Source organism: Streptomyces sp. NPDC001889 (assembly GCF_053594535.1).
This window is the reverse complement of the sequence record NZ_JBSFER010000015.1, coordinates 222,185-245,252: the sequence shown is the minus strand read 5'-3', so window position 1 is coordinate 245,252 and position 23,068 is coordinate 222,185. Positions and strand designations below refer to the sequence as shown.

General features: G+C 73.0%; 21 protein-coding genes. 14 read left to right on the top strand and 7 right to left on the bottom strand.

Going from position 1 to position 23,068, the window contains the following annotated elements; all coding sequences use genetic code 11:
- Both ACWCRA_RS19505 and ACWCRA_RS19500 read left to right on the top strand, forming a co-directional pair.
- On the top strand, positions 1–438 hold a 438-nt coding region (locus tag ACWCRA_RS19505; RefSeq protein WP_451068155.1), incomplete at its 5' end, for an electron transfer flavoprotein subunit alpha/FixB family protein.
- Between the two features lie 110 nt (positions 439–548).
- On the top strand, positions 549–1,880 hold the full coding sequence (locus ACWCRA_RS19500; protein WP_451068154.1) for a DUF6986 family protein: 1,332 nt from the start codon (positions 549–551) through the stop codon (positions 1,878–1,880).
- Between the two features lie 45 nt (positions 1,881–1,925).
- On the opposite strand, the gene ACWCRA_RS19495 is transcribed toward ACWCRA_RS19500, so the two are convergent.
- Entirely contained in the window at positions 1,926–2,912 is a 987-nt protein-coding gene (locus tag ACWCRA_RS19495; RefSeq protein ID WP_351559493.1) for a LacI family DNA-binding transcriptional regulator, read from the bottom strand.
- A gap of 215 nt (positions 2,913–3,127) precedes the next feature.
- Here ACWCRA_RS19495 and ACWCRA_RS19490 point away from each other — a divergent pair, with 215 nt between their 5' ends.
- Positions 3,128–4,093, top strand: a complete 966-nt coding sequence (locus tag ACWCRA_RS19490; protein ID WP_451068153.1) for an ROK family protein — start codon at positions 3,128–3,130, stop codon at positions 4,091–4,093.
- A 174-nt stretch (positions 4,094–4,267) separates the two neighbouring features.
- Here the strand turns inward: ACWCRA_RS19490 and ACWCRA_RS19485 are convergent, their stop codons facing one another.
- Positions 4,268–6,313, bottom strand: a complete 2,046-nt coding sequence (locus tag ACWCRA_RS19485) for an NPCBM/NEW2 domain-containing protein (RefSeq protein ID WP_451068152.1) — start codon at positions 6,311–6,313, stop codon at positions 4,268–4,270.
- A 269-nt stretch (positions 6,314–6,582) separates the two neighbouring features.
- Between ACWCRA_RS19485 and ACWCRA_RS19480 the strand changes: the two genes are divergently transcribed.
- The 4 genes from ACWCRA_RS19480 (at position 6,583) to ACWCRA_RS19465 (ending at position 11,172) form a co-directional block, all read left to right on the top strand.
- On the top strand, positions 6,583–7,878 hold the full coding sequence (locus ACWCRA_RS19480) for an ABC transporter substrate-binding protein (protein WP_351559502.1): 1,296 nt from the start codon (positions 6,583–6,585) through the stop codon (positions 7,876–7,878).
- Between the two features lie 68 nt (positions 7,879–7,946).
- Positions 7,947–9,041 (top strand): carbohydrate ABC transporter permease, encoded by a 1,095-nt coding sequence (locus ACWCRA_RS19475; RefSeq protein WP_351559504.1) that lies wholly within the window; start codon positions 7,947–7,949, stop codon positions 9,039–9,041.
- Complete coding sequence (locus tag ACWCRA_RS19470; RefSeq protein WP_451068151.1) at positions 9,038–9,973, top strand: carbohydrate ABC transporter permease; 936 nt, start codon at positions 9,038–9,040, stop codon at positions 9,971–9,973. Before ACWCRA_RS19475 ends, ACWCRA_RS19470 begins: the two co-directional genes overlap by 4 nt.
- A 200-nt stretch (positions 9,974–10,173) precedes the next feature.
- Complete coding sequence (locus ACWCRA_RS19465) at positions 10,174–11,172, top strand: NUDIX hydrolase (RefSeq protein WP_351559500.1); 999 nt, start codon at positions 10,174–10,176, stop codon at positions 11,170–11,172.
- Positions 11,173–11,493: 321 nt separating this feature from the next.
- Here the strand turns inward: ACWCRA_RS19465 and ACWCRA_RS19460 are convergent, their stop codons facing one another.
- Positions 11,494–12,849 carry a M20/M25/M40 family metallo-hydrolase gene (locus tag ACWCRA_RS19460; RefSeq protein ID WP_451068150.1) on the bottom strand — a complete coding sequence of 452 codons (1,356 nt, stop codon included), beginning with the start codon at positions 12,847–12,849 and terminating at the stop codon, positions 11,494–11,496.
- Between the two features lie 109 nt (positions 12,850–12,958).
- Between ACWCRA_RS19460 and ACWCRA_RS19455 the strand changes: the two genes are divergently transcribed.
- Positions 12,959–14,233 carry a geranylgeranyl reductase family protein gene (locus ACWCRA_RS19455; RefSeq protein WP_351559276.1) on the top strand — a complete coding sequence of 425 codons (1,275 nt, stop codon included), beginning with the start codon at positions 12,959–12,961 and terminating at the stop codon, positions 14,231–14,233.
- Positions 14,234–14,552: 319 nt separating this feature from the next.
- On the opposite strand, the gene ACWCRA_RS19450 is transcribed toward ACWCRA_RS19455, so the two are convergent.
- Complete coding sequence (locus ACWCRA_RS19450; protein ID WP_351559278.1) at positions 14,553–15,008, bottom strand: nitroreductase family deazaflavin-dependent oxidoreductase; 456 nt, start codon at positions 15,006–15,008, stop codon at positions 14,553–14,555.
- Between the two features lie 137 nt (positions 15,009–15,145).
- On the opposite strand from ACWCRA_RS19450, the gene ACWCRA_RS19445 reads away from it, so the two are divergent.
- The 3 genes from ACWCRA_RS19445 to ACWCRA_RS19435 all read left to right on the top strand — a co-directional run bounded on the left by ACWCRA_RS19445 (position 15,146) and on the right by ACWCRA_RS19435 (position 17,992).
- Positions 15,146–15,886 carry a TetR/AcrR family transcriptional regulator gene (locus tag ACWCRA_RS19445; protein ID WP_451068149.1) on the top strand — a complete coding sequence of 247 codons (741 nt, stop codon included), beginning with the start codon at positions 15,146–15,148 and terminating at the stop codon, positions 15,884–15,886.
- A 122-nt stretch (positions 15,887–16,008) separates the two neighbouring features.
- The gene (locus ACWCRA_RS19440) at positions 16,009–17,232 is read left to right on the top strand and encodes a sensor histidine kinase (RefSeq protein ID WP_451068148.1); all 1,224 of its coding nucleotides are present in this window, start codon (positions 16,009–16,011) and stop codon (positions 17,230–17,232) included.
- A gap of 94 nt (positions 17,233–17,326) precedes the next feature.
- On the top strand, positions 17,327–17,992 hold the full coding sequence (locus ACWCRA_RS19435; RefSeq protein ID WP_351559284.1) for a response regulator transcription factor: 666 nt from the start codon (positions 17,327–17,329) through the stop codon (positions 17,990–17,992).
- Here the strand turns inward: ACWCRA_RS19435 and ACWCRA_RS19430 are convergent.
- Positions 17,953–18,258, bottom strand: coding sequence for a DUF6332 family protein (locus ACWCRA_RS19430; protein WP_351559286.1), 306 nt, complete (start codon positions 18,256–18,258; stop codon positions 17,953–17,955). The genes ACWCRA_RS19435 and ACWCRA_RS19430 overlap by 40 nt on opposite strands.
- A gap of 680 nt (positions 18,259–18,938) precedes the next feature.
- On the opposite strand from ACWCRA_RS19430, the gene ACWCRA_RS19425 reads away from it, so the two are divergent.
- From ACWCRA_RS19425 to ACWCRA_RS19415, 3 genes are all read left to right on the top strand, one after another.
- The gene (locus ACWCRA_RS19425) at positions 18,939–20,156 is read left to right on the top strand and encodes an ROK family protein (protein WP_351559288.1); all 1,218 of its coding nucleotides are present in this window, start codon (positions 18,939–18,941) and stop codon (positions 20,154–20,156) included.
- 183 nt (positions 20,157–20,339) lie between these two features.
- Complete coding sequence (locus ACWCRA_RS19420; RefSeq protein WP_351559290.1) at positions 20,340–21,191, top strand: YhjD/YihY/BrkB family envelope integrity protein; 852 nt, start codon at positions 20,340–20,342, stop codon at positions 21,189–21,191.
- 192 nt (positions 21,192–21,383) lie between these two features.
- A complete protein-coding gene (locus ACWCRA_RS19415; protein ID WP_351559292.1) occupies positions 21,384–21,683 on the top strand; it encodes an SHOCT domain-containing protein in 300 nt (99 codons plus the stop codon).
- Positions 21,684–21,752: 69 nt separating this feature from the next.
- On the opposite strand, the gene ACWCRA_RS19410 is transcribed toward ACWCRA_RS19415, so the two are convergent.
- Both ACWCRA_RS19410 and ACWCRA_RS19405 read right to left on the bottom strand, forming a co-directional pair.
- Positions 21,753–22,394, bottom strand: a complete 642-nt coding sequence (locus tag ACWCRA_RS19410; RefSeq protein ID WP_451068147.1) for an ATP-binding protein — start codon at positions 22,392–22,394, stop codon at positions 21,753–21,755.
- A 232-nt stretch (positions 22,395–22,626) separates the two neighbouring features.
- On the bottom strand, positions 22,627–22,950 hold the full coding sequence (locus ACWCRA_RS19405; RefSeq protein ID WP_351559295.1) for a hypothetical protein: 324 nt from the start codon (positions 22,948–22,950) through the stop codon (positions 22,627–22,629).
- Between the last annotated feature and the right edge of the window lie 118 nt (positions 22,951–23,068).

Here is a 23,068-nt window from a genome sequence, read left to right as displayed (position 1 = left end):
GGGGAGGTGCCCGCGGCGCGGGTGACCTCGCGGACGCCGCGTGTGTCGAGCGGGCGGCCGGAGCTGACGGAGGCGGCGATCGTGGTGTCGGGGGGGCGGGGTGTGGGGAGCGCGGAGAACTTCTCCGTGGTCGAGGCGCTCGCGGACAGTCTCGGGGCGGCGGTCGGTGCTTCGCGGGCGGCGGTCGACGCGGGCTGGTATCCGCATTCCCAGCAGGTCGGGCAGACGGGGAAGAGTGTCGCGCCGCAGTTGTACATCGCGGCGGGGATCTCGGGTGCGATCCAGCACCGGGCCGGGATGCAGACGTCCAAGACCATCGTGGCCGTGAACAAGGACGCGGAGGCCCCGATCTTCGACCTCGCCGACTACGGCGTCGTCGGTGATCTCTTCACCGTCGTTCCCCAGCTCACCGACGACATCACCACCCGCAAGAACTGACCCTCCACGCCAGGCCCCCTCCCGGACCATTGACGCGGATCATGACCGGCCCTTAGCTTTCGCCGGGCGGATCGGCGATTCCGATGGGCGGAAACCGGGAGGGTGGCACGGTGACGGACCAACAGGAGGCGGACCGGCGGGGCACGGACCGGCGGGAGCGGCCCGCCACCAGCATCCCCGCCGGGGTCGGCACGGAGATCGACGCCCTGCTGGCACCCGTCGACGCCGAACTCGCCCGCCGCTACCCCGGGGACCCCGGGACCCGCCAGCCCGTCCACACGGTCTATGTGCCGGGCGACGCCTTCGCGGCCGGCACCGTCAGGTCCTGGGGCGACCGCGCTCTCGCCGCACTCGACGAACACGCCCCGGACGCGGCCTCCTTCGCCGCCGTGCTCGGACTCCCGGACGAACTGGCGGACCCGGTCCACGCGCGCGTACGGGCCAAGCTGGCCCGGGAGCCGGTGGAGGACCTCCGGATCGACTTCGAGGACGGATACCGGGGCCGGACCGGCGTCCAGGAGGACGAGGACGCCGCCCGCGCCGCCCGGCTGGTCGCCGGGGCGTACCGGAGCGGCACGGCCGCCCCGTACATGGGCATCCGGACCAAGTGCCTGGAAGCGGGCACGCGCGCACGGGCGATCCGGACCCTGGACATCTTCCTCACCGGGCTGATGACGGCCGGCGGACTGCCCGGCGGGCTCCGGCTCACCCTGCCCAAGGTCAGCGCCCCCGAGCAGGTCACCGCCTTCGCCCGGGTACTCGAAGCCTTCGAGGGCGCCCAGGGCCTGGAGGCGGGCCGGATCGGCTTCGAGCTCCAGATCGAGACCAGCCAGTCCGTGCTCGCCGCCGACGGCACCGCCACCGTCGCCCGGCTGATCGCCGCAGGGGGCCGGCGGGTCACCGGACTCCACTACGGCACCTTCGACTACAGCGCCGCTCTCGGCGTCAGCGCCGCCCACCAGTCGAGCGACCACCCGGCCGCCGACCACGCCAAGGCCGTGATGCAGGTGGCCGCGGCCGGAACCGGCGTACGGCTGAGCGACGGATCGACCCATGTGCTGCCCACCGGCCCCACCGAGCAGGTGCACCGCGCCTGGCGGCTGCACTACGGACTGGTCCGCCGGGCCCTGGCCCGCGCCTACTACCAGGGATGGGACCTGCACCCCGGGCAACTGCCGGCCCGCTGCGCCGCCGTGTTCGCCTTCCACCGCGAGGGCCTGGAGGAGGCGGCGGCCCGGCTCGCCGCCTACGCGGCCCGCACCGGGGGCGCCGTCCTGGACGAACCCGCCACCGCCCGCGCGCTCAGCGGGCAACTGCTGCGCGGCATCGACTGCGGCGCCCTGGACACCGCCGAGGTCACCCGGCTCACCGGTCTGACCCGGGCCGGGCTGGCGGAGTTCGCCGCCCGGGGAGTCTCCTTCGGGGGCGGGCCGGATCGGTGAGCGGTGCCAGGGCTCGCGAGCCCGGCAAGCTCCGGAAGAGACGGCTCAGGGCGTCCCGGGCGGAGCCGTCTCCCCCGAGCCCCGGGGGATCAGGACCGTCTCCAGCGTCACCCGGGACGGCTCCCCCTCCACCCCGTCGAGCCGGCGGAACAGCCGCTCCGCCGCCGTGCGCCCCAGCGCCGCCGCGTCCTGGGCGATCACCGTGATCCCCAGGAGGTCGGCGAGTTCGATGTCGTCGAAGCCGACCAGGGCGACCCGGTCCGGCCGCTCCGCGAGCACCCGGACCGCCGTCACCGTCACCCGGTTGTTCCCCGCGAAGACCGCGGTCACCGGCTCGGGGCCGTCCAGCATCTCCCGTACCGCGGCGTCCACCCGCTCCGGGGCGGTCGAGCCCAGCGACACCCAGGACGCGCGGACGCCGAGACCCGCGTCCGCCATGGCCGCGCGGTAGCCGCGCAGCCGCTCCACCGCCGTGTGGATGCGCGGCTGGTCGCCGATGAACCCGATCCGGCGGTGGCCGTGGGCGATCAGATGGGCCACGCCCGAACGGGCGCCGCCGTAGCTGTCGGAGAGCACGGTGTCCGCGTCGATCCGCCCCGCCGGGCGGTCCACGAAGACCGTCGCGACACCCGCCTTGATCTCCGGTTCCAGATAGCGGTGGTCGTGGCCGGCCGGGATCACGATCAGCCCGTCCACCCGGCGCGCGCACAGCGCCAGGGCCAACTCCTGTTCGCGCTCCGGGTCCTCGGCGCTCGACCCGTTGATGAGGAGGGCGCCGTGGGCCCGGGCGACCTCCTCCACCGCTCGGCTCAGCGGCCCGTAGAAGGGATCGGCGAGGTCCTCCAGCACCAGTCCTATGGAGGCGGTGCGGCCCTTGCGCAGCACCCGTGCGCTGTCGTTGCGGCGGAAGCCGAGGGACTCTATCGCCTCCTGCACCCGGCGCTCCGTGTCCGGGGTGACGCCGGGCTCCCCGTTGACCACCCGTGAGACGGTCTTCAGACCGACTCCCGCACGCGCCGCGACGTCCTTCATGGTGGGCCGATTGCCGTAGCGGGACTCCGACCTCCGGGGCCGTCCGAGTGCATGCGGAGAACGTTCGGTATCGGCCACAGTGCGTAGTCCTGTCGTCGTACGGTGTGTATGCGAATGTGTAGCGATGAGCATAGGACCTGGATAACGTTGTCAGGGGCAGGAAGTCCGTTCCCGTAGCTGCGGGTTGGAACAGTTCACCGGGGGATTCCATACCAATGCACAACGACCTCGTCGCCGCGCTGGACATCGGCGGAACCAAGATCGCGGGCGCGCTGGTCGACCGTGACGGCCGGATATGTCTGCGCTCCCAGCGCCCCACGCCGGCGCGGGAGGACGCCGAGACGGTGATGGGGGCCGTGGAGTCGGTGCTCGCGGACCTGGGCGCGTCACCGCTGTGGCGCCGTGCCTCCGCGGTCGGCGTCGCCAGCGCGGGCCCGGTGGACGCCTCGACGGGCACGGTCAGCCCGGTCAACGTCCCCTGCTGGCGCGATTTCCCCCTGGTCTCCCGGGTCCGCCGGGCGGTCGGCGGGCTGCCGGCCGTGCTGGTGGGCGACGGGGTCGCGATGACCGCCGCCGAGCACTGGCAGGGCGCGGCGCGCGGCTGTGCGAACGCCCTGTGCATGGTGGTCTCCACGGGTGTCGGCGGCGGGCTGGTGATCGGCGGCCGTCCCCACCCCGGACCGACCGGGAACGCGGGCCACATCGGGCACATCAGCGTCGACCTGGACGGGGACCCGTGTCCGTGCGGCGGGCGCGGCTGTGTGGAGCGGATCGCCAGTGGGCCCAACATCGCGCGGCGGGCCCTGGCGGGCGGCTGGCTGCCGGGGCCGGACGGCGACACCTCGGCCGCCGCGGTGGCCGCCGCCGCGGGCGCAGGGGACCCCGTCGCCGTGGCCTCCTTCGCACGGGCCGCCCAGGCGCTCGCCGCCGGGATCGCCGCGACCGCCGCTCTGGTGGAGATCGAGCGGGCGGTGATCGGCGGGGGAGTGGCGGGCGCCGGCGAGGTGCTCTTCGCGCCGCTGCGCCGCTCGCTGCGCGACTACGCCACGCTCTCCTTTGTGCGGCGGCTGATCGTCGTACCCGCCCTGACCGGCGCGGACGCGGGTCTGTTGGGTGCTGCGGCCGCCGCCTCGCCGGGGAGGCGCGACGAGCCGGCGGCCGCGATCCCGATCCGGCCCTGAGACGGCCGGTGACCGGTGCCTGGTGCCTGGTGCGCGGTGGCCCCGGGCCCGCCTTCCGGACCCGGCCGGACCGGGACCGGCCGGACCGGGATCGGACCCGGCCCGGCCCGGCTCGGCCCCGCCCGGACCGGGATTGTGCCCCGGGGAGCCCGTGCGGCGGGCTCCCCGGGCCCCTCAGCAGACGATCTTCAGATCAGCCCAGTCGGCGTGGTCGGAATCGATCCCGTCCCCGCCGTCCGTGACCACCAGGCGTACGACCTTCGCCCCGCCGACATCCGCCGAGATCGGCTGAGCGGTCATCGCGTTGGTCAGTACACCCGTCGAGGCCACCTTCTTCGCGTCGGCCCAGACCTCGAAGGCGACCGTGCCCCGGGCCCCCTTCTCGTCGTCCACCCCGACCTGCGCCGTCACCCGGCTGCACCGGGCGCCCGTGTAGTACTCGACGGTGCTCGACGCGTGGACGCCCAGGCCCTTGGCGAAGACCTGGCCCCCGATGGTGATCGGGTTGCCGTCACCCGCCTTGCTCTCACCGTTGCTGCGGTCCTTCTCCACCGGGCCGAACCCGTTGACCGAGCTGAGCCAGCCGAGGTCGCTGAGGTACGAGTCCCCCGCGGGCGGGGGCGCGACCACGCTCACACTCGCGGGTACGGAGGCGGTCAGCCGCTTTCCGGTCAGGGTGCGGTAGGCGGCCTTCACGGTCAGTCCGTACGACCCGGTGGCCGTCCCCTCGGGGACCGTCACCTCCCACCCCGTGGACAGCTTCCCGCCGGTGGTCAGCAGGGGAGCCGTGGTCCTGGAAGCGGCGCGGACCCGCCAGCCCTCGGGCCCGGTCACGGAGACCGAGGCCGCCAGCGCCGGTGTGCGGCCCAGATTGGTGAAGGCCGAGACGACCTTCTCGGTGGTGCCGGACTCCACCGTCACGTTCTCGTCCGCGCTCACCTCGACGGCCGGCGGCAGCAGCGGCCACGCGCGGTCCGTGGAGACCCGCAGCAGCACGGTGCCGTGCGCGGGCACCGTCGCGGAGAGGGTCCCCGCCGTGTTGGCACTGGTGCGCTGCCAGAGATCGCGCACCTTGTAGGCGCTCGCCCTCGGCAGTCCGGCGGCCTCGGCGGTGGTGGAGATCCGCTGGGGGCGGTTGCTCTCGTTGAAGAGCGCCACCGCGCGGCTGCCGTCCCCGAGTTCCCTGGCCACCACCCATCGGCCGCCCTCGGACGAGAGCACCGTGCCCTGCTTGCCGAGGCGGTCCTGGTTGACCGCGATGACCTCGCGGTTCCCGAGGATCTCGAAGGCCGACTCGGGGACTTTGCGCAGATCGGCGCCGATCAGCAGGGGCGCCGCCATGATCGACCACATGGAGAAGTGGGTGCGGTACTCGGTGTCGGTCATCCCGCCGTTGCCGACCTCCAGCATGTCGGGGTCGTTCCAGTGGCCCGGCCCGGCGTACTGCGCCAGCGGCAGATTCCTTTTCATGATCGACAACATGGAGCCCCAGTTGTCGCTGATGTCACCCGTGGTGCGCCAGAGCTGGCCGACGTCCTTGGCCCATTCCCAGGGCTTGTTCTGGCCCCATTCGCAGAGGCTGTACACGATGGGCCGGCCGGTCGCGCGCAGCGCGTCCCGCATGGTCGTGTAGCGCAGTTTCGCGTCCACACCCTGGTTATTGCAGTTGTCGTACTTGAGGTAGTCCACACCCCAGTCGGCGAACTGCTGTGCGTCGCTGTACTCATGGCCGAGCGCACCCGGGAATCCCGCCCTGTTGCAGGTCTTCGTCCCGGCGCTGGTGTAGATGCCGAATTTCAGCCCTTTGGAGTGCACATAGTCGGCGACGGCCTTGATGCCGTTGGGGAAGCGGACCGGGTCGGGCACCAGTTTGCCCTCGGCGTTCCGCTGCGGCAGTGCCCAGCAGTCGTCGAGGTTGACATAGGTGTAGCCCGCGTCCTTGAGGCCTCTCTCGACGAAGATATCGGCGATCCCTTTGACCATGTCCTCGTTGAAATCCGCCCGGCAGTGCGTGGAGTTCCAGTTGTTGAACCCCATGGGCGGTGTCAGGGCGAGTGGCTCCTCGGCCCGGGGAGCGGCGGGCGCGGCCGGCGCCGGGGTGGCCCGGTCCGGGTCCGGAGCGGCGACGGCGGGGGCGGTGAGCCCCGCCGTGCCGAGTAACGCGGCGGTCAGCGCTCCGACGACTCTGCGGCGCGCAGTGGGGGTGGGCGGGTAACGCATCGTGACCCTTCCTCCGTGCTGACGGGGTCCGGGGGGACGGTGTGTGCGTATCGATGACGAGCGTTTACGGTAGAGCGTGTTCGAGTCTGTTGGAAGAGGTGCGGTAACGGTTGGCCGATGTCGTGCACGACCCCTTGACTACACGGTTCTCTAGGGGTGAGATCCAATCCTCGCGTTGAGTTGTGTTGGGTTGCACCCCCGAAGGAGGGGACGTGGCACAGACTTCGTACAGCGGCACGGCAGCACCCGGAAGCGTGGCGGGACATCGGATGTCACGGCGGAGTCTGTTACGCGGCGGGGCGGCGGGTGCGGGGGCGGTCACGCTGCCCTCCCTGCTCTCCGCCTGCGGCAGCGGACCCGGTGGTGACGGCAGGACCGTGACCATCGGGTCCAACTCGTCCGACCCGGTGCCGAAGAAGGCGTTCGCCGATGCCTTCGCCGCCTATGAGAAGCAGGCCGAGGGCGGTCGGAAGATCAAGGTCAACACCGTTGACCACAACACCTTCCAGGAGAACATCAACCGCTATCTCCAGGGGAAGCCGGACGACATCTTCATGTGGTTCGCCGGCTACCGCATGCAGTTCTTCGCCAAAAAGGGACTGCTGCACGACGTCAGCGACATCTGGGAGCGGTACGAGGGCTTCTCCGACGCCCTCAGGGCCCAGTCGACCGGAGACGACGGCAAGCAGTACCTCACTCCGTACTACTACTATCCGTGGGCGGTCTTCCACCGGAAGAGCGTCTTCCAGAAGTTCGGATACACCGCGCCCCGGACGCTCGATCAGTACATCGCCCTCGCCCGGCAGATGAAGAAGGACAAGCTCATCCCCATCGCCTTCTGCGACAAGGACGGCTGGCCCGCGATGGGCACCTTCGACTACATCAATATGCGCAGCAACGGCTATGAGTTCCACAAGAATCTGATGGCCGGCGAGGAGGCGTGGACCGACAACCGGGTGAAGAGCGTCTTCGACACCTGGCGCGGTCTGCTGCCCTACTGCCAGCCCGGGGCCAACGGCCGTACCTGGCAGGAGGCCGCCACCAGCCTCCAGAAGCGGGAGACGGGCATGGCGGTCTTCGGACTGCCCCACCCCGGCGCCCAGTTCCCCGAGGCCGAGCAGGCCGATATCGACTTCTTCCCGTTCCCGGAGATCAACCCGGAGCACCGCCAGGACGCCGTCGAGGCGCCCATCGACGGCTTCCTGATGGCCAAGAAGTCCAAGAACCTCACGAACGACAAGACCATGGAGAGCGCCAAGGCCCTGCTCAGCTGGCTGGCGACCGGGGAGGCCGAGGACATCTACCTCGCCGGCGACCCCAACAACATCGCCGTCAGCGACCGGGCCGACACCTCCCGGTACACCGAACTCCAGAAGAAGGCCGTCACGCTCGTCTCCGGCGCCCGGCAGATATCGCAGTTCCTGGACCGGGACACCAGGCCCGACTTCTCCTCGACCGTGATGATTCCGGCCATCCAGAACTTCATCAACGACCCCAAGGACGTCGACGGGCTGGTGAAGGGAATCGAGCGGCAGAAGAAGACCATCTTCGCCGCCGACTCCTGACCCCCGAACCGAAGCCGGGCCCGGACTCCGAGCCGGCCCCGGACGCTACCGACTTGGAGTCACCACCCGTGCCGCTGCTGCGAACTCCCGGGGGCGGGCCCCCGGACCCCCGGCCGAAACCCCCGGGCCGGCCCCCGGACCCCCCGGGCCGCCGCCCGCGACCCCCCGGCCGCCGGCCGGACCCTCCGGAGGGCCGCACGGAGCCCTCCGCCGCCCGCGCCGAGGCGGGACACCGCGGAGCGCGTACCGCACAGCGCGCTCCGCGCCACCGCGCCGCGCGCCGGGGCCCGCGCCGGTTCACCCGCCGCGACCTCGCCGTCATCGGCGTACTGCTCGGGATACCGGTCCTGCTGGACATCGCCATCATCTGGGGGCCCACCCTCGCCTCCGTCGGGCTCTCCTTCACCCACTGGGACGGCATCGGCGACATCTCCTGGGCCGGCACCGAGAACTACCGGAACCTCTTCACCGCCTATCCGGCCTTCTGGCCCGCCGCCGGGCACAACCTCCTCTGGCTGGCCTTTCTGGCACTGGTCGCCACCCCCTTCGGACTGCTGCTCGCCGTCCTCATCGACCGGGGCGTGCGGTTCAGCCGCTTCTACCAGTCCACGCTCTACATGCCGGTGGTGCTCTCGCTCGCCGTCGTCGGCTTCATCGCCCAGCTGATCTTCTCCCGCGACCAGGGCGCCCTCAACGCCATCATCGGGAACACCGCCGAACCCACCGACTGGCTCGGCGACCCCGACCTCAACATCTGGATGATCCTGCTGGCCGCCGCCTGGCGGCACACCGGCTATGTGATGATCCTCTTCCTCGCCGGGCTCAAGGCCGTCGACCCCTCGCTGAAGGAGGCAGCGGCCATCGACGGCGCGAGCGAGGCCCAGACCTTCTTCCGGGTGATCCTGCCGACGCTGCGTCCCGTCAATGTCATCGTCGGGGTGATCACCGTGATCGAGGCGCTCCGCGCCTTCGACATCGTCTACGCCGTCAACAAGGGCAGAAACGGCCTCGAACTGCTCTCCGTCCTCGTCACCGACAACATCATCGGTGAGGCCAGCCGCATCGGATTCGGCTCCGCCATCGCGGTGGTGCTGCTGGTGTTCTCGCTGGGATTCGTCGTCACCTTCCTGGTCCAGGAACTGAGGGGGGAGCGGGAACGATGACCGCCCCGGCCACGACCACACCCACCATCCCGCCCGGCCGGACCCCGGCTCCGGCCGCCCGGCCGCGCCGAGTGCTCCGCATCCGCCCCGGACGCGTCGGAGTGCACGCCTTCCTGATGGCGGTCTCCCTGGCGTTCCTCGCGCCGCTGCTGCTCGCGGTGTACGCCTCGCTGCGGCCCTACGAGGAGACCTCCGAGCACGGGTACTTCTCCCTGCCCCGCGAGCTCTCCCTCGACTACTACCAACGGGCCTTCAGCGAATCGGGCATGACGAAGTACTTCGTCAACACCATGATCATCGCGGTGCCCGGGGTGCTGATCACCCTCTTCCTCGCCTCCTTCGTGGCCTTCGCCGTCGCCCGGCTGCGGATGCGCGGATCGATGGTGCTGCTGATGCTCTTCACGGCCGGCAACCTCCTGCCCCAGCAGGTCATCGTCACCCCGCTGTACGTGGTGTTCAACCGCGTCCCGCTGCCGTACTGGATGTCGGACTCCATGACCGTGTACGACTCCTACTGGGCCGTTCTCTCGGTGCAGATCGGATTCCAGATCGGGTTCTGCGTCTTCGTCCTCGCCAACTTCATGCGCACCCTGCCCCAGGAGATCCTGGAGGCCGCCATCGTCGACGGCGCGGGAGTCTGGACCCAGTACTGGCGCATCACCCTGCCGCTCTGCCGCCCCGCCCTCGCGGCCCTGGGCACCCTCCAGTTCACCTGGATGTACAACGACTTCCTCTGGGCGCTCGTCTTCATCTCCGACGGCGACAAACTGCCCGTCACCTCGGCGCTCAACAACCTCCGGGGCCAGTTCTTCACGGACTACAACCTGCTCGCCGCCGGCTCGGTGATCGTGGCACTGCCGACCCTGATCGTCTTCCTGCTCCTCCAGCGCCACTTCATCGCCGGTCTCACTCTCGGCTCCACCAAGGGCTGATCCACCGCGGGCGCCGCCCCCGCGCCACGCCGTGTGCCACACGCCGTACGCCACACGCGGCAGGGCCCGCCCGGCACCCCGGGCGGGCCCTGCCGCGTCCCCCTCTCCCGCCCCGCCCGACAGGTCCCCCGGCCCCTCCGCGGGTTTCCGTGGCAGGGTGTTCCGGGCAATCCACAGTGGCCTAGGGAAGAGGGGGAACCGTGATCGTCTGGATAAACGGGGCGTACGGAGCGGGCAAGTCGGCCACCGCGCTGGAACTGATCGACCTTGTCCCCAACAGCACCCTGTACGACCCCGCGGACACCGGCGACGGGCTCCGTCTGCTGCTGCCGCCCAAGAGACTCGCCGAGGTGAGCGACTACCAGGACCTGCCGATCTGGCGGCGGCTCGTGGTGGACACCGCGGCCGCGCTGCTCGCGGAGGTGGGCGGGGTGCTGGTGGTGCCGATGACCCTGTTGCGCCAGGAGTACCGGGACGAGATATTCGGTGGGCTCGCCGCCCGGAGGATTCCGGTGCGCCAGGTGCTGCTGCGACCGGATGAAACGATCCTGCGCAGCCGGGCGGGGGCTCGCGGCGAGCAGTGGGCGCACGACCGTGTCGAGTCCTACCTCACCGCGCTGGAGTGGATCACCGCCGACGCCCTCGTCATCGACACCACCGCGCTCGACCCCCGGCAGGCCGCGCACCGGATCGCCGAGGCGGTCACCAGCGGGGAGGCCGGCGTCTGCGAGATCGTGCAGACCCCCGAGCCGACCACCGAGACCCTCGCGGCCGGCGTGCTCCTCTTCGACGAGGAGGACCGGGTGCTCCTCGTCGATCCCACCTACAAGCCGGGGTGGGAGTTCCCCGGCGGAGTCGTCGAACAGGGCGAACCACCCGCGCGCGCCGGGATGCGCGAGGTCGCGGAGGAACTCGGCATCGAACTCGACCGGGTTCCCCGGCTGCTGGTCGCCGACTGGGAACCGCCCCGGCCCCCCGGATACGGCGGCCTGCGGCTGCTCTTCGACGGCGGACGGCTCGACGGCGACGAGGCGGGACGGGTCCTGCTGCCCGGCGCCGAACTGCGCGGCTGGCGCTTCGTGGACGAACAGGAGGCCCAGCGGCTGCTGCCCCCGCTGCGGTACGAACGCCTCCGCTGGGCCCTGCGCGCCCGGGAGCGCGGCACGGCCCTCTATCTGGAGGGCGGGGTGCCCTACTGACGGGCCTGGGGAGTTTCTCTCGGATCGGGCCGGATCGGTGAGCGGGGTCCGGTGCCGTGGATCGCGAGGCGGAGGCGGGAGCCCACGCGGAGCGTCGGCGACGGACGACAGCGCGGCGAGGCGCGGTGCCGGGGCTCGCGAGCCCCGGCACGATCCGAAAGAGACGACCTGGGCCGTGAACGGCTCCGCCGGGCGTCGCGGAGGGCGCCCGGCGGAGCCGTCCCGTCCGTCGTCCGGTCCGTCGGTCGTTCCGTCGGTCGTTCCGTCGGTCGTCCGGTCCGTCGTGCGGTCGGTCGTCCCGTCGGCCGTCCACCCCGTTGTTCAGCCCGCCGCGTAGTTCCGCAGGAAGAGCGCCTCCGAGACGGAGAGCCGCTCCAGCTCCTCGGGCGAGACCGACTCGTTCACCGCGTGGATCTGCGCCTTGGGCTCGCTCAGCCCGATCAGCAGGATCTCCGCCTCCGGGTACAGCGATCCGAGCGTGCTGCAGAGCGGGATCGAGCCGCCCATGCCCGCCGACTGCATATCCTCACCCGGATAGGCCAGCCGCATCGCGTCGGCCATCGCCGTGTACGCGGGGCTGCGCACATCCGCCAGGAACGGCTGACCCTGCCCCGTCTGCTCCACCGACACCCGCGCCCCCCACGGGACGTGTGCCCGCAGATGCGCCGACAGCAGCTCCGTCGCCCCGGCCGCGTCCTGGCCCGGCGCCACCCGCAGACTGACCAGCGCCCGCGCGCTCGACTGCACGGACGCCGTCGCGCCGACCACCGGAGGGCAGTCGATGCCGAGAACGGTCACCGCGGGCCGCGCCCAGATGCGGTCGGCGACCGACCCGGCGCCGATCAGCTCCACCCCGTCCAGCACCCCCGCGTCACCGCGGAAGTCCGCCTCCGGGTACTCCAGCCCCTCCCAGCGCTGCCCGGCCTCCAGCCCGTCCACGGTCGTCGAACCGTCCTCGGCGCGCAGCGAGTCCAGTACGCGGATCAGCGCGGCCAGCGCGTCCGGCGCGGCACCGCCGAACTGGCCCGAGTGCAGATTGCCCTCAAGGGTGTCCACCCGCACCCGCAGGAGCGTCATCCCGCGCAGCGTCGCCGTGACCGTCGGGACCCCCTCGCGGAAGTTCCCGGAATCCCCGATCACGATGGCGTCGGCCGCCAGCAGCTCCGGGTGCGCCTCCGCGTAACGCTCCAGACCCCCCGTGCCCTGCTCCTCCGAGCCCTCCACGATCACCTTGACCGAGAGCGGCACCCCGCCGTTCGCCCGCAGGGCGCGCAGGGCCAGCAGATGCATGACAAAGCCGCCCTTGCAGTCGGCCGAACCCCGTCCGTACCAACGGCCGTCACGCTCGGTCAGCTCGAACGGCGGCGAGATCCAGGCGTCCGTGTCCAGCGGCGGCTGGACGTCGTAATGGGCGTAGAGCAGCACCGTGCGCGCCCCCTCGGGGCCGGGCAGAAAGCCGTAGACGGCCTGGCTGCCGTCCGGGGTGTCGAGCACGGCGACATCCTCGAAGCCCTCCTCCCGCAGCGCCCCCGCGCACCAGGCCGCCGCGGCCTCGCACTCGCCGACCGGGAACTGCGCCGGATCGGCCACCGACCTGAAGGCCACCAGCTCGGCCAGTTCCGCCTTGGCGCGGGGCAGCAGGGCCGCCACGGTCTCGGCGATCGGATCGGCGGTCATGGGCACGCTCCAGGGGGGTACGACGTTGTGCGGTGTGTGTACGGCAAATGTGTGGTCGATCCTCCCACAGCGGGGTGAGACGGCCGCGCCGTAGGATGCCGTCGAGAGCATGGGGCACGCGTCGGATCGGGAGCAGAAGCACATCGTGAGCAGCGAGAACGGCGGCACCGGAGCAGAGGCAGAGGCAGTGGAGCACGAGGGGACGGTGTGGGACGTCGTGGTCGTCGGTGCCGGGCCCGCGGGGGCCTCGGCGGCCTACGCGGCGGCGGTGGCGGGCCGTCAGGTGCTGCTGCTGGAGAAGGCCGAGCTGCCCCGCTACAAGACCTGCGGCGGCGGGATCATCGGCCCCACCCGGGACAGTCTCCCGCCCGGGTTCGATCTCCCGCTGCGCGACCGGGTGCACGCCGTCACCTTCACACTGAACGGCCGGCTCACCCGGACCCGCCGCTCCAAGAAGATGCTCTTCGGGCTGATCAACCGCCCGGAGTTCGACGCCCAGCTGGTCGAGTACGCCCAGAAGGCGGGCGCCACCCTGCGCACCGGGGTCACCGTCTCCCGGGTGGAGCAGCACGGCGCGGCCGTCCCCGACCGGCGCACGGTGGCCGTGGTGACCTCCGCCGGGGAGACCGTCCTCGCCCGCGCGGTCGTCGGCGCCGACGGCAGCGCCAGCCGGATAGGAGCCCATGTCGGGGTCAAGCTCGACCAGGTCGATCTCGGTCTGGAGGCCGAGATCCCGGTGCCGGACCCGGTGGCGGAGGACTGGGCCGGGCGGGTGCTGATCGACTGGGGCCCGATGCCGGGGAGTTACGGCTGGGTGTTCCCCAAGGGGAAGACGCTGACCGTCGGGGTGATCTCGGCGCGCGGCGAGGGCGCGGCGACCAAGCGCTATCTGGAGGACTTCATCGCCCGGCTGGGCCTCGCCGGGTTCGAGCCCGCGATCTCCTCGGGCCATCTGACCCGGTGCCGCAGCGACGACTCACCGCTCTCCCGTGGCCGGGTCCTGGTCTGCGGTGACGCGGCGGGGCTGCTGGAGCCCTGGACACGCGAGGGCATCTCCTTCGCCCTGCGGTCGGGGCGGCTCGCGGGCGAGTGGGCGGTGCGGATCTCCGAGGCGCACGACGCGGTGGACGCGCGGCGCCAGGCGCTGAACTACGCCTTCGCGATCAAGGCGGGGCTCGGTGTGGAGATGGGGGTGGGGAGGCGGCTGCTCGCCGCGTTCGAGCGGCGCCCCGGTGTCTTCCACGCCGCGATCACCGGCCTGCGGCCCGCCTGGCGGGCCTTCGCGGACATCACCCGTGGTTCGACCACGCTGGCGGGGATTGTGCGCACCAGCGGGGTGGCGCGCCGGGTGGTGGAATCCCTGGACCGGCGCGCCGGGGTCTGAGGTTCTGCCTGCCCGCCGGGGCCTCGGTGGAGGGCCGGGCGGGGTTCCCCACCCCGGGGGGCCTGTCCGGCGTCCGGGTGCGGACCCACCCGGTGGCCGGGATGCCCGCGGGGCGCGGCGCCTCGCGGGGCTCCGCCCCGGACCCCGCGCCTCAAACGCCGGCGGGGCTGAGTGTGCGGTCTGCGGTCTCTGGGTCTCGGGGTGCCTTGGGGGTCGGTTCGGTTGGGTGGGGTCTTCTGGCTTCTGTGGAGGGCGGGGCCCTGAGGGTTGGCGGGGCCGGGTGTGGCCCGGTCCGTCGGTGGGAGGGCGTTCGCGGGGGTCACTCCGTGACCGTGATCCGGAAGACCGGGTGCCTGGGGGCGGCGGCCAGGAGCTCCTCGTCCGTGGAGGCGGCGGTCACCTCGCCGAAGAAGCGGCCCACCTCCCAGCCCCAGCGCTTCAGATAGGCGCGGAGCAGCTCCGGCTTCTCCTCGTCGGACAGCTCCACGGCGGCGAACCGGCGGGTGCTGCGGCCGAGCGTGAGCTTCCCGCCGCCCGAGGCGCGGAGATTGCGCACCCACTGGGAGTGGCCGCGTGCGGAGACCAGATAGGTGCTCCCCTCGTGGGAGAGCGGGTTCACCGGGATGCTCCGCCACTCACCGCTGGTGCGCCCGACGACGGACAGCTCACTGCTCCCCATCAGACTCACCCCGCGCCGGGCGAGCCAGCCGATCGCGCGGTTCACGGCGGTGTCGACACCGTTGGGCTTGATGTAGTGGGCGATCTGCTGCGCCATGACGGGCTCCAGGGGTGGGTACCGGATTCCGAGAGCAGTGCTCTCGCTTGAGATCAGTGTGCATCGGAGCGGTGCGCTAAAGCAAGAGCACTGCTCTCATTAGTGGGCGCTGCTCCAAAACGTGAAAGACTGCGCGCATGACCACGATCCGAGGCGCCCGCGCCCGAGCCCGCATCGAAGTCACCGCCGCCATCAAGGACGAGGCGCGCCGGCAACTCGCCGCCGAGGGAGCCGCCAAGCTCTCCCTCCGCGCGGTCGCCCGCGAGCTGGGCATGGTCTCCTCCGCCCTCTACCGCTACTTCCCCAGCCGCGACGAACTGCTGACCGCGCTCATCGTCGACGCGTACGACGCCGTCGGAGCCGCCGCCGAGTCCGCCATCGCCCCACCGGCCGCCCCCGCCCCCACCGCTCGCTGGCTCGCCCTCTGCCGCGCCGTGCGCGCCTGGGCGCTCGCCCACCCCCATGAGTACGCCCTGATCTACGGCTCCCCGGTCCCCGGCTACACCGCCCCCCGCGACACCGTCGCCCCCGCCGCCCGCGTCGGCGCCGCCCTGATCTCGATCGCCCGCGACGCCCACCGCTCCGGCGGCCTCGCCCTGCCGTCCCTCGCTGAGGAGATCCGCCCCGAGGCGCACCGGCTCACCGCCACCCTCGCCCCCGATCTGCCCCCGGCCGCCGTCGTCGCCCTGGTGGCCGCCTGGTCGCAGCTCTTCGGGCTGATCTCCTTCGAGGTGTTCGGCCAGTTCAACCGGCTGGTCGAGGACCGGGACGCCTTCTTCGACGAGGCCGTGGCCCGGCTCGCGCACGAGACCGGCCTCGGCGCCCACCCCGCCGGTGCGCTCCCCGGCAGCCGGGCGGGCAGCCGCTCCGGAGGCTGAACCCGCTCCCGGCCGGGCCACCGGGAGCGGTACGGCTCCCGAGGCCGTACTCCTCCAGGAGTACGCACGGTCGCGCCGCCGGGCGGACGCCCCGCCGCCCCCGCCCGTCTAGCGTGGCCGCCATGGAAGAACAGCAGGTCCGCCGCCGCTGCGGCCCGCACGAGGAGCCGGACGGAGCACCGCGCCCGCGGCCCTGGGGGACCCGGCGGGCCCGTCGGGTGCCCTGGCGCTCCACCCTCGCGGTGGCCGTGATCATCCTCGTCGGCACCCGCTTCGCCGCCCAGGGCCAGCACCGCGCCGCGCTCGACGGCCTGGCGTGGGCCCTGCTCCTGCTGGCCCCCGCGCTGCTGCTGGTCCGCCGCCGCTGGCCGGTGGCCTGTCTGGCGGCCGTCGCCGGTGTCACGCTCCTCTACCTCTGCGCGGGCTATCCGTACGGCCCGGTCTTCCTCCCGGTCGTGGTCGCCGCCTTCTGGGCCGTCGTCGGCGGCCACCGCCGGGCCGCCTGGTGGATCGTCGGGGTCTTCTGGGTCTGCCATGTCCTCTTCGCGCACTGGCTCTACGCCTATCTGCCGCCCGCCGGGGACCACGGCTCCCCCTGGACGCAGGAGCTGGTCGTCGCCGCCTGGGTGTCGGCGGTCCTCGCCGGCGCCGAACTCGTGCGGGTGCGGCGCGAGGAGTGGGCCCGCCAGCGGGCCGAGCGGGCGGCGCGCGCCAGACGCCGAGCCGACGAGGAGCGGCTGCGGATCGCCCGTGAACTCCACGATGTGCTCGCCCACTCCATCTCCGTGATCCATGTGCAGGCGGGCGTCGGACTGGCCCTCCTCGACAGCGACCCCGAGCAGGCCCGCACCGCGCTCACCACCATCAAGGCTGCCAGCAAGGAGGCCCTGGGGGAGGTGCGCCAGGTCCTGGACAGCCTCCGCGCGCCCGGTGACGCGCCCCGCGCGCCCGCCCCCGGTCTCGACCGGCTCCCCGAACTCGCCGACCAGGCCACCGCCGCCGGGCTGACCGTCACCATCGCCACCGACGGCTCCCCCTTCCCGCTGCCGCCCGGCACCGATCTCGCGGCCTTCCGGATCGTCCAGGAGGCCCTCACCAATGTGGTGCGGCACTCCGGTTCGCGCCGCGCCCAGGTGCGGATCGGCTACGGGCCGGGCCGGCTCGCGCTCCGGATCGACGACGACGGCCCGGCGGGCGGCTCCGACGCGGGCGGCAGCGGCAACGGACTCGCCGGGATGCGGGAGCGCGCCGCCGCGCTGGGTGGCACGATCGAGGCCGGAGCCCGGCCCGATGGCGGTTTCCGGGTGCGGGCCGACCTCCCCGTACAGCCGAAGGAGACGCCGTGAGCCGCGCCCCCGCCGTCCCCGCAGCCCTCGCAGCCCTTGCGGCGCCCGGCCCCGCGCGCCCCGTCCCCACACCCCGACCGCTCAGGAGACCGATGTGATCCGTGTACTGCTCGCCGACGACCAGCTGTTGGTGCGGGCGGGCTTCCGGGCGCTGCTCGACGCCCAGCGGGACATCGAGGTGGCGGGCGAGGCCGCCGACGGCGAGGAGGCGGTCCGCCGGGTGCGCGAACTGCGCCCGGACGTGGTGCTGATGGACATCCGCATGCCGGTGGTCGACGGGCTCGCCGCCACCCGCCGGATCACCGCCGACGAGCTGCTCGCCGAGGTGAAGGTGGTCATGCTGACCACCTTCGAGCTGGACGAGTACGTCTTCGAGGCGATCCGCTCCGGAGCCTCGGGCTTCCTGGTCAAGGACACCGAACCGGAGGAACTGCTGCGCGCCGTACGGGCCGTGAAGGAGGGGGACGCCCTGCTGTCGCCGGGGGTGACCCGGCGGCTGATCGCGGAGTTCGCGGCCCGCTCCAAGGCCCCCGCCGAGGCGGAGCGGCTGGCGGAGCTGACCGAGCGCGAGCGGCAGGTGATGGCGCTGGTCGGCATGGGTCTGTCGAACGAGGAGATCGCCCGCAGACTGGTCGTCAGCCCGCTGACCGCCAAAACCCATGTCAGCCGCACCATGGTGAAGCTCCGGGCGCGCGACCGCGCCCAGCTCGTCGTCCTCGCCTATGAGTCGGGGCTCGTCCGGCCCGGCTGGCTGGGCTGAGCCGGCCGCCTCCTCGCGGCCGCGGCCGCGGCGGGGAGCCTGCGGAGCACGGTCACCACCCGCACCAGGAAGACGAGCGCCGCCGCGCCGCAGCCGGCCAGCAGCAGCCCGCGCTCGATGGCGTACGGGAAGGTGAAGGCGAGCTTGGGGCCGGCGATCGCGCCGAAGGCCACGGCCGCCACGAACACCCCGCTCAGCAGGGCGTAACCGATCTCGACGGTGATCGCGTCCCGCTCCGACTGAGTACGTCGTGGACCTGGTGTCATGTACGGGAGTCTCACAGGGCGGCGGCCGACGGGCAAGGCGCGGCCCCGCCCCGGGTGCCCGGCCCCGTCCGCACCCGGGGTGCCCGGAAGCCTTTCGGTGTGTGCCGCTCCCCGCCCCGGGTGCCCGGCCCCGCCCGCACCCGGCGTGCCCGGAAGCCCTTCGGCCTGCGCCGCCCCCCGCCCCGGGTGCCCGGCCCCGCCCGCACCCAGGGGCCGTTCGGCGTGCGCCGCACCCTCCCCGCCCCCCCGCTGTCGCGGGTCACGCGGCCGGCCGGCACCGCGCCCGCACGCTCGCGGAGACCGTCACCGGCGGCGGGAGCCGGCCGGCGAGAGGCGGCCCCGGCGGCATCCCGCCGCACCCCATGGCCGCCGTCACGGCCATCCCCGGGGGCCCGGCGAGCGCGCCCGCCCCGGCCGCCGGCACCGGAAAGGAAGCCCGGGCGCTCACTCTCCCGGGCTGTTCCTCGATCGCGGCGATGCGCACGCCCCGCCCGCCGCGCGGAGGGAGCCGTCCCGGGCGGGGAACACCGTCGGGGCCACGCGGCGGCGGTGCCGCGAGATCCCCCCGGAGCGGTGCCCTCCCAATTTTGTTTGGGTCCGGCACAAAGGGAGAATGGCGGCGGGGGCGCGATCCGGGGAACCCGTCCGCGCCATCTTCGGATCATGGGAGACTCGCCCGTATGAACGGCAAGGCGACGAGCGTCAGAACAAAGCTGGAAAGGGGCCGGAGCGCACTCGGCCCCGCTCTGGAACTGGTGCACACGGGCCGCGCGCCCACCCGTGCCGTGCTCACCTCCGCGCTGGGTGTCACCCGCGCCACCGCCGGCGCGGTCGCCGCCGAACTGGAGGCCCTCGGGCTGATCCGGGTCGACTCCCGGCCCGCCGCCCCGGCCGGCGCCCAGGGCCGCCCCTCGCACCGGCTCTCCGTCGACGAGTCCGGCCCGGTGGTGCTGGCCGCGCAGGTCCACGCCGACGGATTCCGGGCGGCCCTCATCGGACTCGGCGGCCGGACCGTCGCCACCGCCCCCGGCTGTCTCACCGTCGCCGCCGACCCGGCTCAGGTCCTCGGCGCGGTCGTCGACGCCGGAGCCCAACTGCTGCGCGCGAGCGGGCGCCGCTGTGTGGGCGCCGGTCTCGCGGTGCCGTCCGCCGTCGCCGAACCGGGCGGTACGGCCCTCAACCCGCTGCACCTCGCCTGGCCGGCGGGCTCCCCGGTGCGGGAGATCTTCGCCGCGCGGGTCCGGGCGGCCGGGATCACCGGCCCCGCCTTCGCCGGCAACGACGTCAACCTCGCCGCCCTCGCCGAGCACCGCCACGGCGCCGGGCGCGGTGCCCGCCACCTCCTCTGTGTCGCCACCGGGCACCGGGGAGTCGGCGGCGCCCTGGTCGTCGACGGACGGCTGCACACCGGCGGTTCCGGCCTCGCGCTGGAGGTCGGCCATCTCACCGTCAGCCCCGAGGGCCGCCCCTGCCACTGCGGCGGCCGGGGCTGTCTCGATGTGGAGACCGACCCGCTGGCCTTCCTCGTCGCGGCGGGCCGCGACCCGGGCCCCGAGGTCTCCCTGCTCCAGCAGTCCAGGGAACTGCTCCGCACGGAGTACGACGACCCCGCCGTCCGCGCGGCCGGCGAGAGGCTCGTCGACCGGCTGGGCCGGGGGCTCGCCGGACTGGTCAATCTGCTCGACCCGGACCGGATCATCCTCGGCGGGCTCCACCGCGAACTCCTCGCCGCCGACCCGGAGCGGCTGCGCTCGGTCGTCGCCGGCCGCAGTCTCTGGGGCCGCAGCGGCGGCGGTGTGCCGATCCTCGCCTGCACCCTCGACCACAACAGCCTGGTGGGGGCCGCTGAGCTGGCCTGGCAGCCGGTCCTCGACGATCCGCTGGGCGCGCTGGCCTGACCTTCCGTACCCCTGCCGTCCGCCGGGGAGCCGGTCGCGTCACCACCGGTGGCCGGGGCGAGCCGCGCCGGGGCGCGCCCTCCGGTCCGCCGGCTCCCGCCCGTACGCCCGCCCGGGGCGCCCACCACCCGTCCGGGGGCACCCGGGGCGGCCCACCGCCCCTGAACGGGTAGGGAGCGGGCTATGACCCATCTGCCCTCCGGTGCGCAGCCCCATCCGCACCGGGTCCGGCGACTGCACGCCCGGATTCTCGCCTCGCCCGTCGCCCTCGCCTGGAACCGGGCCCGCGCGATGGAGCTGCTGCACCGCGCGATGGGCTTCGCCGCGCTCGGCTTTCTCACCCTCGTGCCGCTGCTGGTCGTCGTCGCGGCGGCCGACCCCGCGAGCAGCCAGGGCTTCGCCCGCTGGCTGGGGCAGGCGCTCGGGGTCTCCCAGGCCTCGCAGGACGAGGTCGAACGGCTCTTCGGCATGCCCGGCACCGCCCTTCAGCGCACCACCGCCTTCGGTCTCGCGGCCCTCGCGGTCTTCGGCCTGACCTTCGGCTCGGCGGTGCAGACCGGCTACGAGAAGGTCTGGGACCTGCCCACCGCCCGCTGGCACACCATGTGGCGCCATGTCGTCTTTCTCGCCCTGCTCGTCCTCGGCGTGCTGGCCTTCGTCAACACCCCGGCCGCCTCGGAGTCCGCGGTGGCCGTCACCGCTGCCGCGCTGGTCGATCTGACGGGCACCTTCCTCTTCTTCTGGATCGCCCAGCGGCTGCTGCTCGGCGGCCGGGTCCGCTGGCGGGCGCTGCTGCCCGGGGCGGTGGTGACCGCGCTGTTCATGCTGGGGCTGCGGATCTTCTCCCAGTTCGTCTTCTCCCCGCTGATCGCCTCCAACGCGGTCACCTACGGGCCCTTCGGGACCGTGCTGGTGCTCCAGTCCTGGCTGGTGGGCGTCGGCGTGGTGGTCTACGGGGGCGCCCTGGTGGGCCGGCTCATCCACGAGGAGCGGCTGCGGCGGAGGCTGGAGCGGTCCTTCCCGCCGCCCGGCTGAGGTGCGGCCGGCCGTGTCACCCCGCCCCGCCGCCGGCGGCCCGTGCCCGCACCCGTCCCGTACTCCCCGGGCGGTATCCGGAGGGCCGCCGGCCGTACGACGACACGGGCCGCCCCCGGCGGGAGCCTCGGAAGGGACAGGGCGCCCGGGCGCCGCACCTCACCGTCATCGTCACCGAGGAGCTGAACAGATATGGACACGCTGGCACACGGACCCGTGACCGGCCCGTGGATTCTTCTTCTCCCCCTGGTCTGGGCGTCGGTCGCGGCCGGCTTCGTGGTCCTGCTGCGCCGCACCGGAGTCTGGCGCGGGCCCCGGGGGCATCTGCGCGGGTACGCCTCCCGGCCCGCCGCCGTCGCGCCGGGACCCCGTTCGCCGGTCGCGCTGCTCGGACGGCGGTTCGCGGCGGGGGAGATCGACGAGGAGGAGTACTGGCGCCGGCTCTCGGTCCTGGACGAGCAGTTCGGCCGCCGCGACGGCGGCCCGTCCTGACCGCGGGGTCACCCGGCGGCGGGAGCGCCGGGAGCACCCGGAGAGCGGCCCGGAGCCCCGGTCAGCCCATCAGCCCGCCACGGCGGTCCGGGCGGCGGCAGGCGCGCGTACCGCGTCCGCATCCGGCTCCGGCTCGCGCTCGGGATCGCGCTCGGGACTGAAGTCCTCCGCCTCGGAGCCGGTGCTCTCACCGGTGCCCGCGCCCTGCTCGCCGTCCTCGGCCAGCCCGATGAACGGAGCCTCCTCCGGCGCCCGGGCGGTGACGGCCGCCTCGGGAGCGGGAGGTGCCGGGTCCGCCGGGGGCGGCGGCGCGGCGAGCGTGAACCAGACGGTCTTCCCCGTATCGCCCTGAGGCTGTACGCCCCACTGCTCGCTCACCGCCGCTATCAACGAGAGCCCCCGGCCGGAGGTGGCGAAGAGATCGCCGTCCGGGGCGGCGGCGGGCACGGACGGAATGCGCGGGTCGTGGTCATGGACCGAGACCGTGAGCCGGTCGAGCAGCAGCTCGATGTCCACGACACACATCTTGTCCGGTTCGGCGTGCCGATGGACATTGGTCAGCAACTCGGTGACGCCCAGCGCTGCCTGGTCGATCAGAGGATCGAGATGCCAGTAGCGCAGTTGCGCCGATACGATTCTGCGGACCTGGCCGATCCGCGACGGCAGGGCCTGGAGCTCCACCGTGCAGTGCCTGCTTGACTGGCTGATCACGGCTGCGACTCCCCGAAAGAGGTCCGGAAGAAGACGGAGGTCGGATGATCCAGCAGAGGCTGCCTGCTGAGTCGTGCCCGGCGGTGCCCGCGATCCACCGCACAATCACAGTGTCACCGCTGATGCACCCTGAGTGATGTGACATCAGCGTGAACCACACATGACCGTCCCGCAACTCGGCACTCCGGAGAGCCCTCCGGCTCCGCGGCACTCAGGTGAACGCCCTGGCCGCTCAGCCCTCGGAGGCACCCGCCCCGCGCACGGCCTTCAGAAAGCGCCCCGTCAGGGTCTCCGGGTCCGCCCGGTGGTTGCGCTGTCCGAGGGTGAGCCGGTACCGCTTGCCGTTGACCGTCAGCGCGGCACTGCCCTCGTCGGTGAACCAGGCCCTCCCCGCCCTGACCGCACGGACCGGCGCGCTGTCGATCACCTTGCCGTAGCTGGTCAGCAGCTCCAGCCGGCCGTCCTTGATCAGCACCTGCCCCGCCTTGGTGAGCGAACGAGGCCACCGCTCGATCCGCACCCCGGTCGCCCGGAACTCGGGCTCGGCCATCGTCATAGGTTCTCCGCCCCCTTCATGACATTTGCCTGCTGGCAGTCTGCCCAACTCCCGCTCCGTATACCAGTGGGAAGGGCCCATGCCACACCCAACTGAACCACAAGCCGCCCCTATGGAT

What these genes read in the sequence shown, in the direction of transcription:
- ACWCRA_RS19495 (WP_351559493.1), bottom strand. Translation starts at nt 2,912, where the DNA reads ATGAAGGACGTCGCGGCGCGTGCGGGAGTCGGTCTGAAGACCGTCTCA.
- ACWCRA_RS19490 (WP_451068153.1), top strand. Translation starts at nt 3,128, where the DNA reads ATGCACAACGACCTCGTCGCCGCGCTGGACATCGGCGGAACCAAGATC.
- ACWCRA_RS19485 (WP_451068152.1), bottom strand. Translation starts at nt 6,313, where the DNA reads ATGCGTTACCCGCCCACCCCCACTGCGCGCCGCAGAGTCGTCGGAGCG.
- ACWCRA_RS19480 (WP_351559502.1), top strand. Translation starts at nt 6,583, where the DNA reads ATGTCACGGCGGAGTCTGTTACGCGGCGGGGCGGCGGGTGCGGGGGCG.
- ACWCRA_RS19470 (WP_451068151.1), top strand. Translation starts at nt 9,038, where the DNA reads ATGACCGCCCCGGCCACGACCACACCCACCATCCCGCCCGGCCGGACC.
- ACWCRA_RS19460 (WP_451068150.1), bottom strand. Translation starts at nt 12,849, where the DNA reads ATGACCGCCGATCCGATCGCCGAGACCGTGGCGGCCCTGCTGCCCCGC.
- ACWCRA_RS19455 (WP_351559276.1), top strand. Translation starts at nt 12,959, where the DNA reads ATGGGGCACGCGTCGGATCGGGAGCAGAAGCACATCGTGAGCAGCGAG.
- ACWCRA_RS19450 (WP_351559278.1), bottom strand. Translation starts at nt 15,008, where the DNA reads ATGGCGCAGCAGATCGCCCACTACATCAAGCCCAACGGTGTCGACACC.
- ACWCRA_RS19445 (WP_451068149.1), top strand. Translation starts at nt 15,146, where the DNA reads ATGACCACGATCCGAGGCGCCCGCGCCCGAGCCCGCATCGAAGTCACC.
- ACWCRA_RS19440 (WP_451068148.1), top strand. Translation starts at nt 16,009, where the DNA reads ATGGAAGAACAGCAGGTCCGCCGCCGCTGCGGCCCGCACGAGGAGCCG.
- ACWCRA_RS19430 (WP_351559286.1), bottom strand. Translation starts at nt 18,258, where the DNA reads ATGACACCAGGTCCACGACGTACTCAGTCGGAGCGGGACGCGATCACC.
- ACWCRA_RS19425 (WP_351559288.1), top strand. Translation starts at nt 18,939, where the DNA reads ATGAACGGCAAGGCGACGAGCGTCAGAACAAAGCTGGAAAGGGGCCGG.
- ACWCRA_RS19420 (WP_351559290.1), top strand. Translation starts at nt 20,340, where the DNA reads ATGACCCATCTGCCCTCCGGTGCGCAGCCCCATCCGCACCGGGTCCGG.
- ACWCRA_RS19415 (WP_351559292.1), top strand. Translation starts at nt 21,384, where the DNA reads ATGGACACGCTGGCACACGGACCCGTGACCGGCCCGTGGATTCTTCTT.
- ACWCRA_RS19405 (WP_351559295.1), bottom strand. Translation starts at nt 22,950, where the DNA reads ATGACGATGGCCGAGCCCGAGTTCCGGGCGACCGGGGTGCGGATCGAG.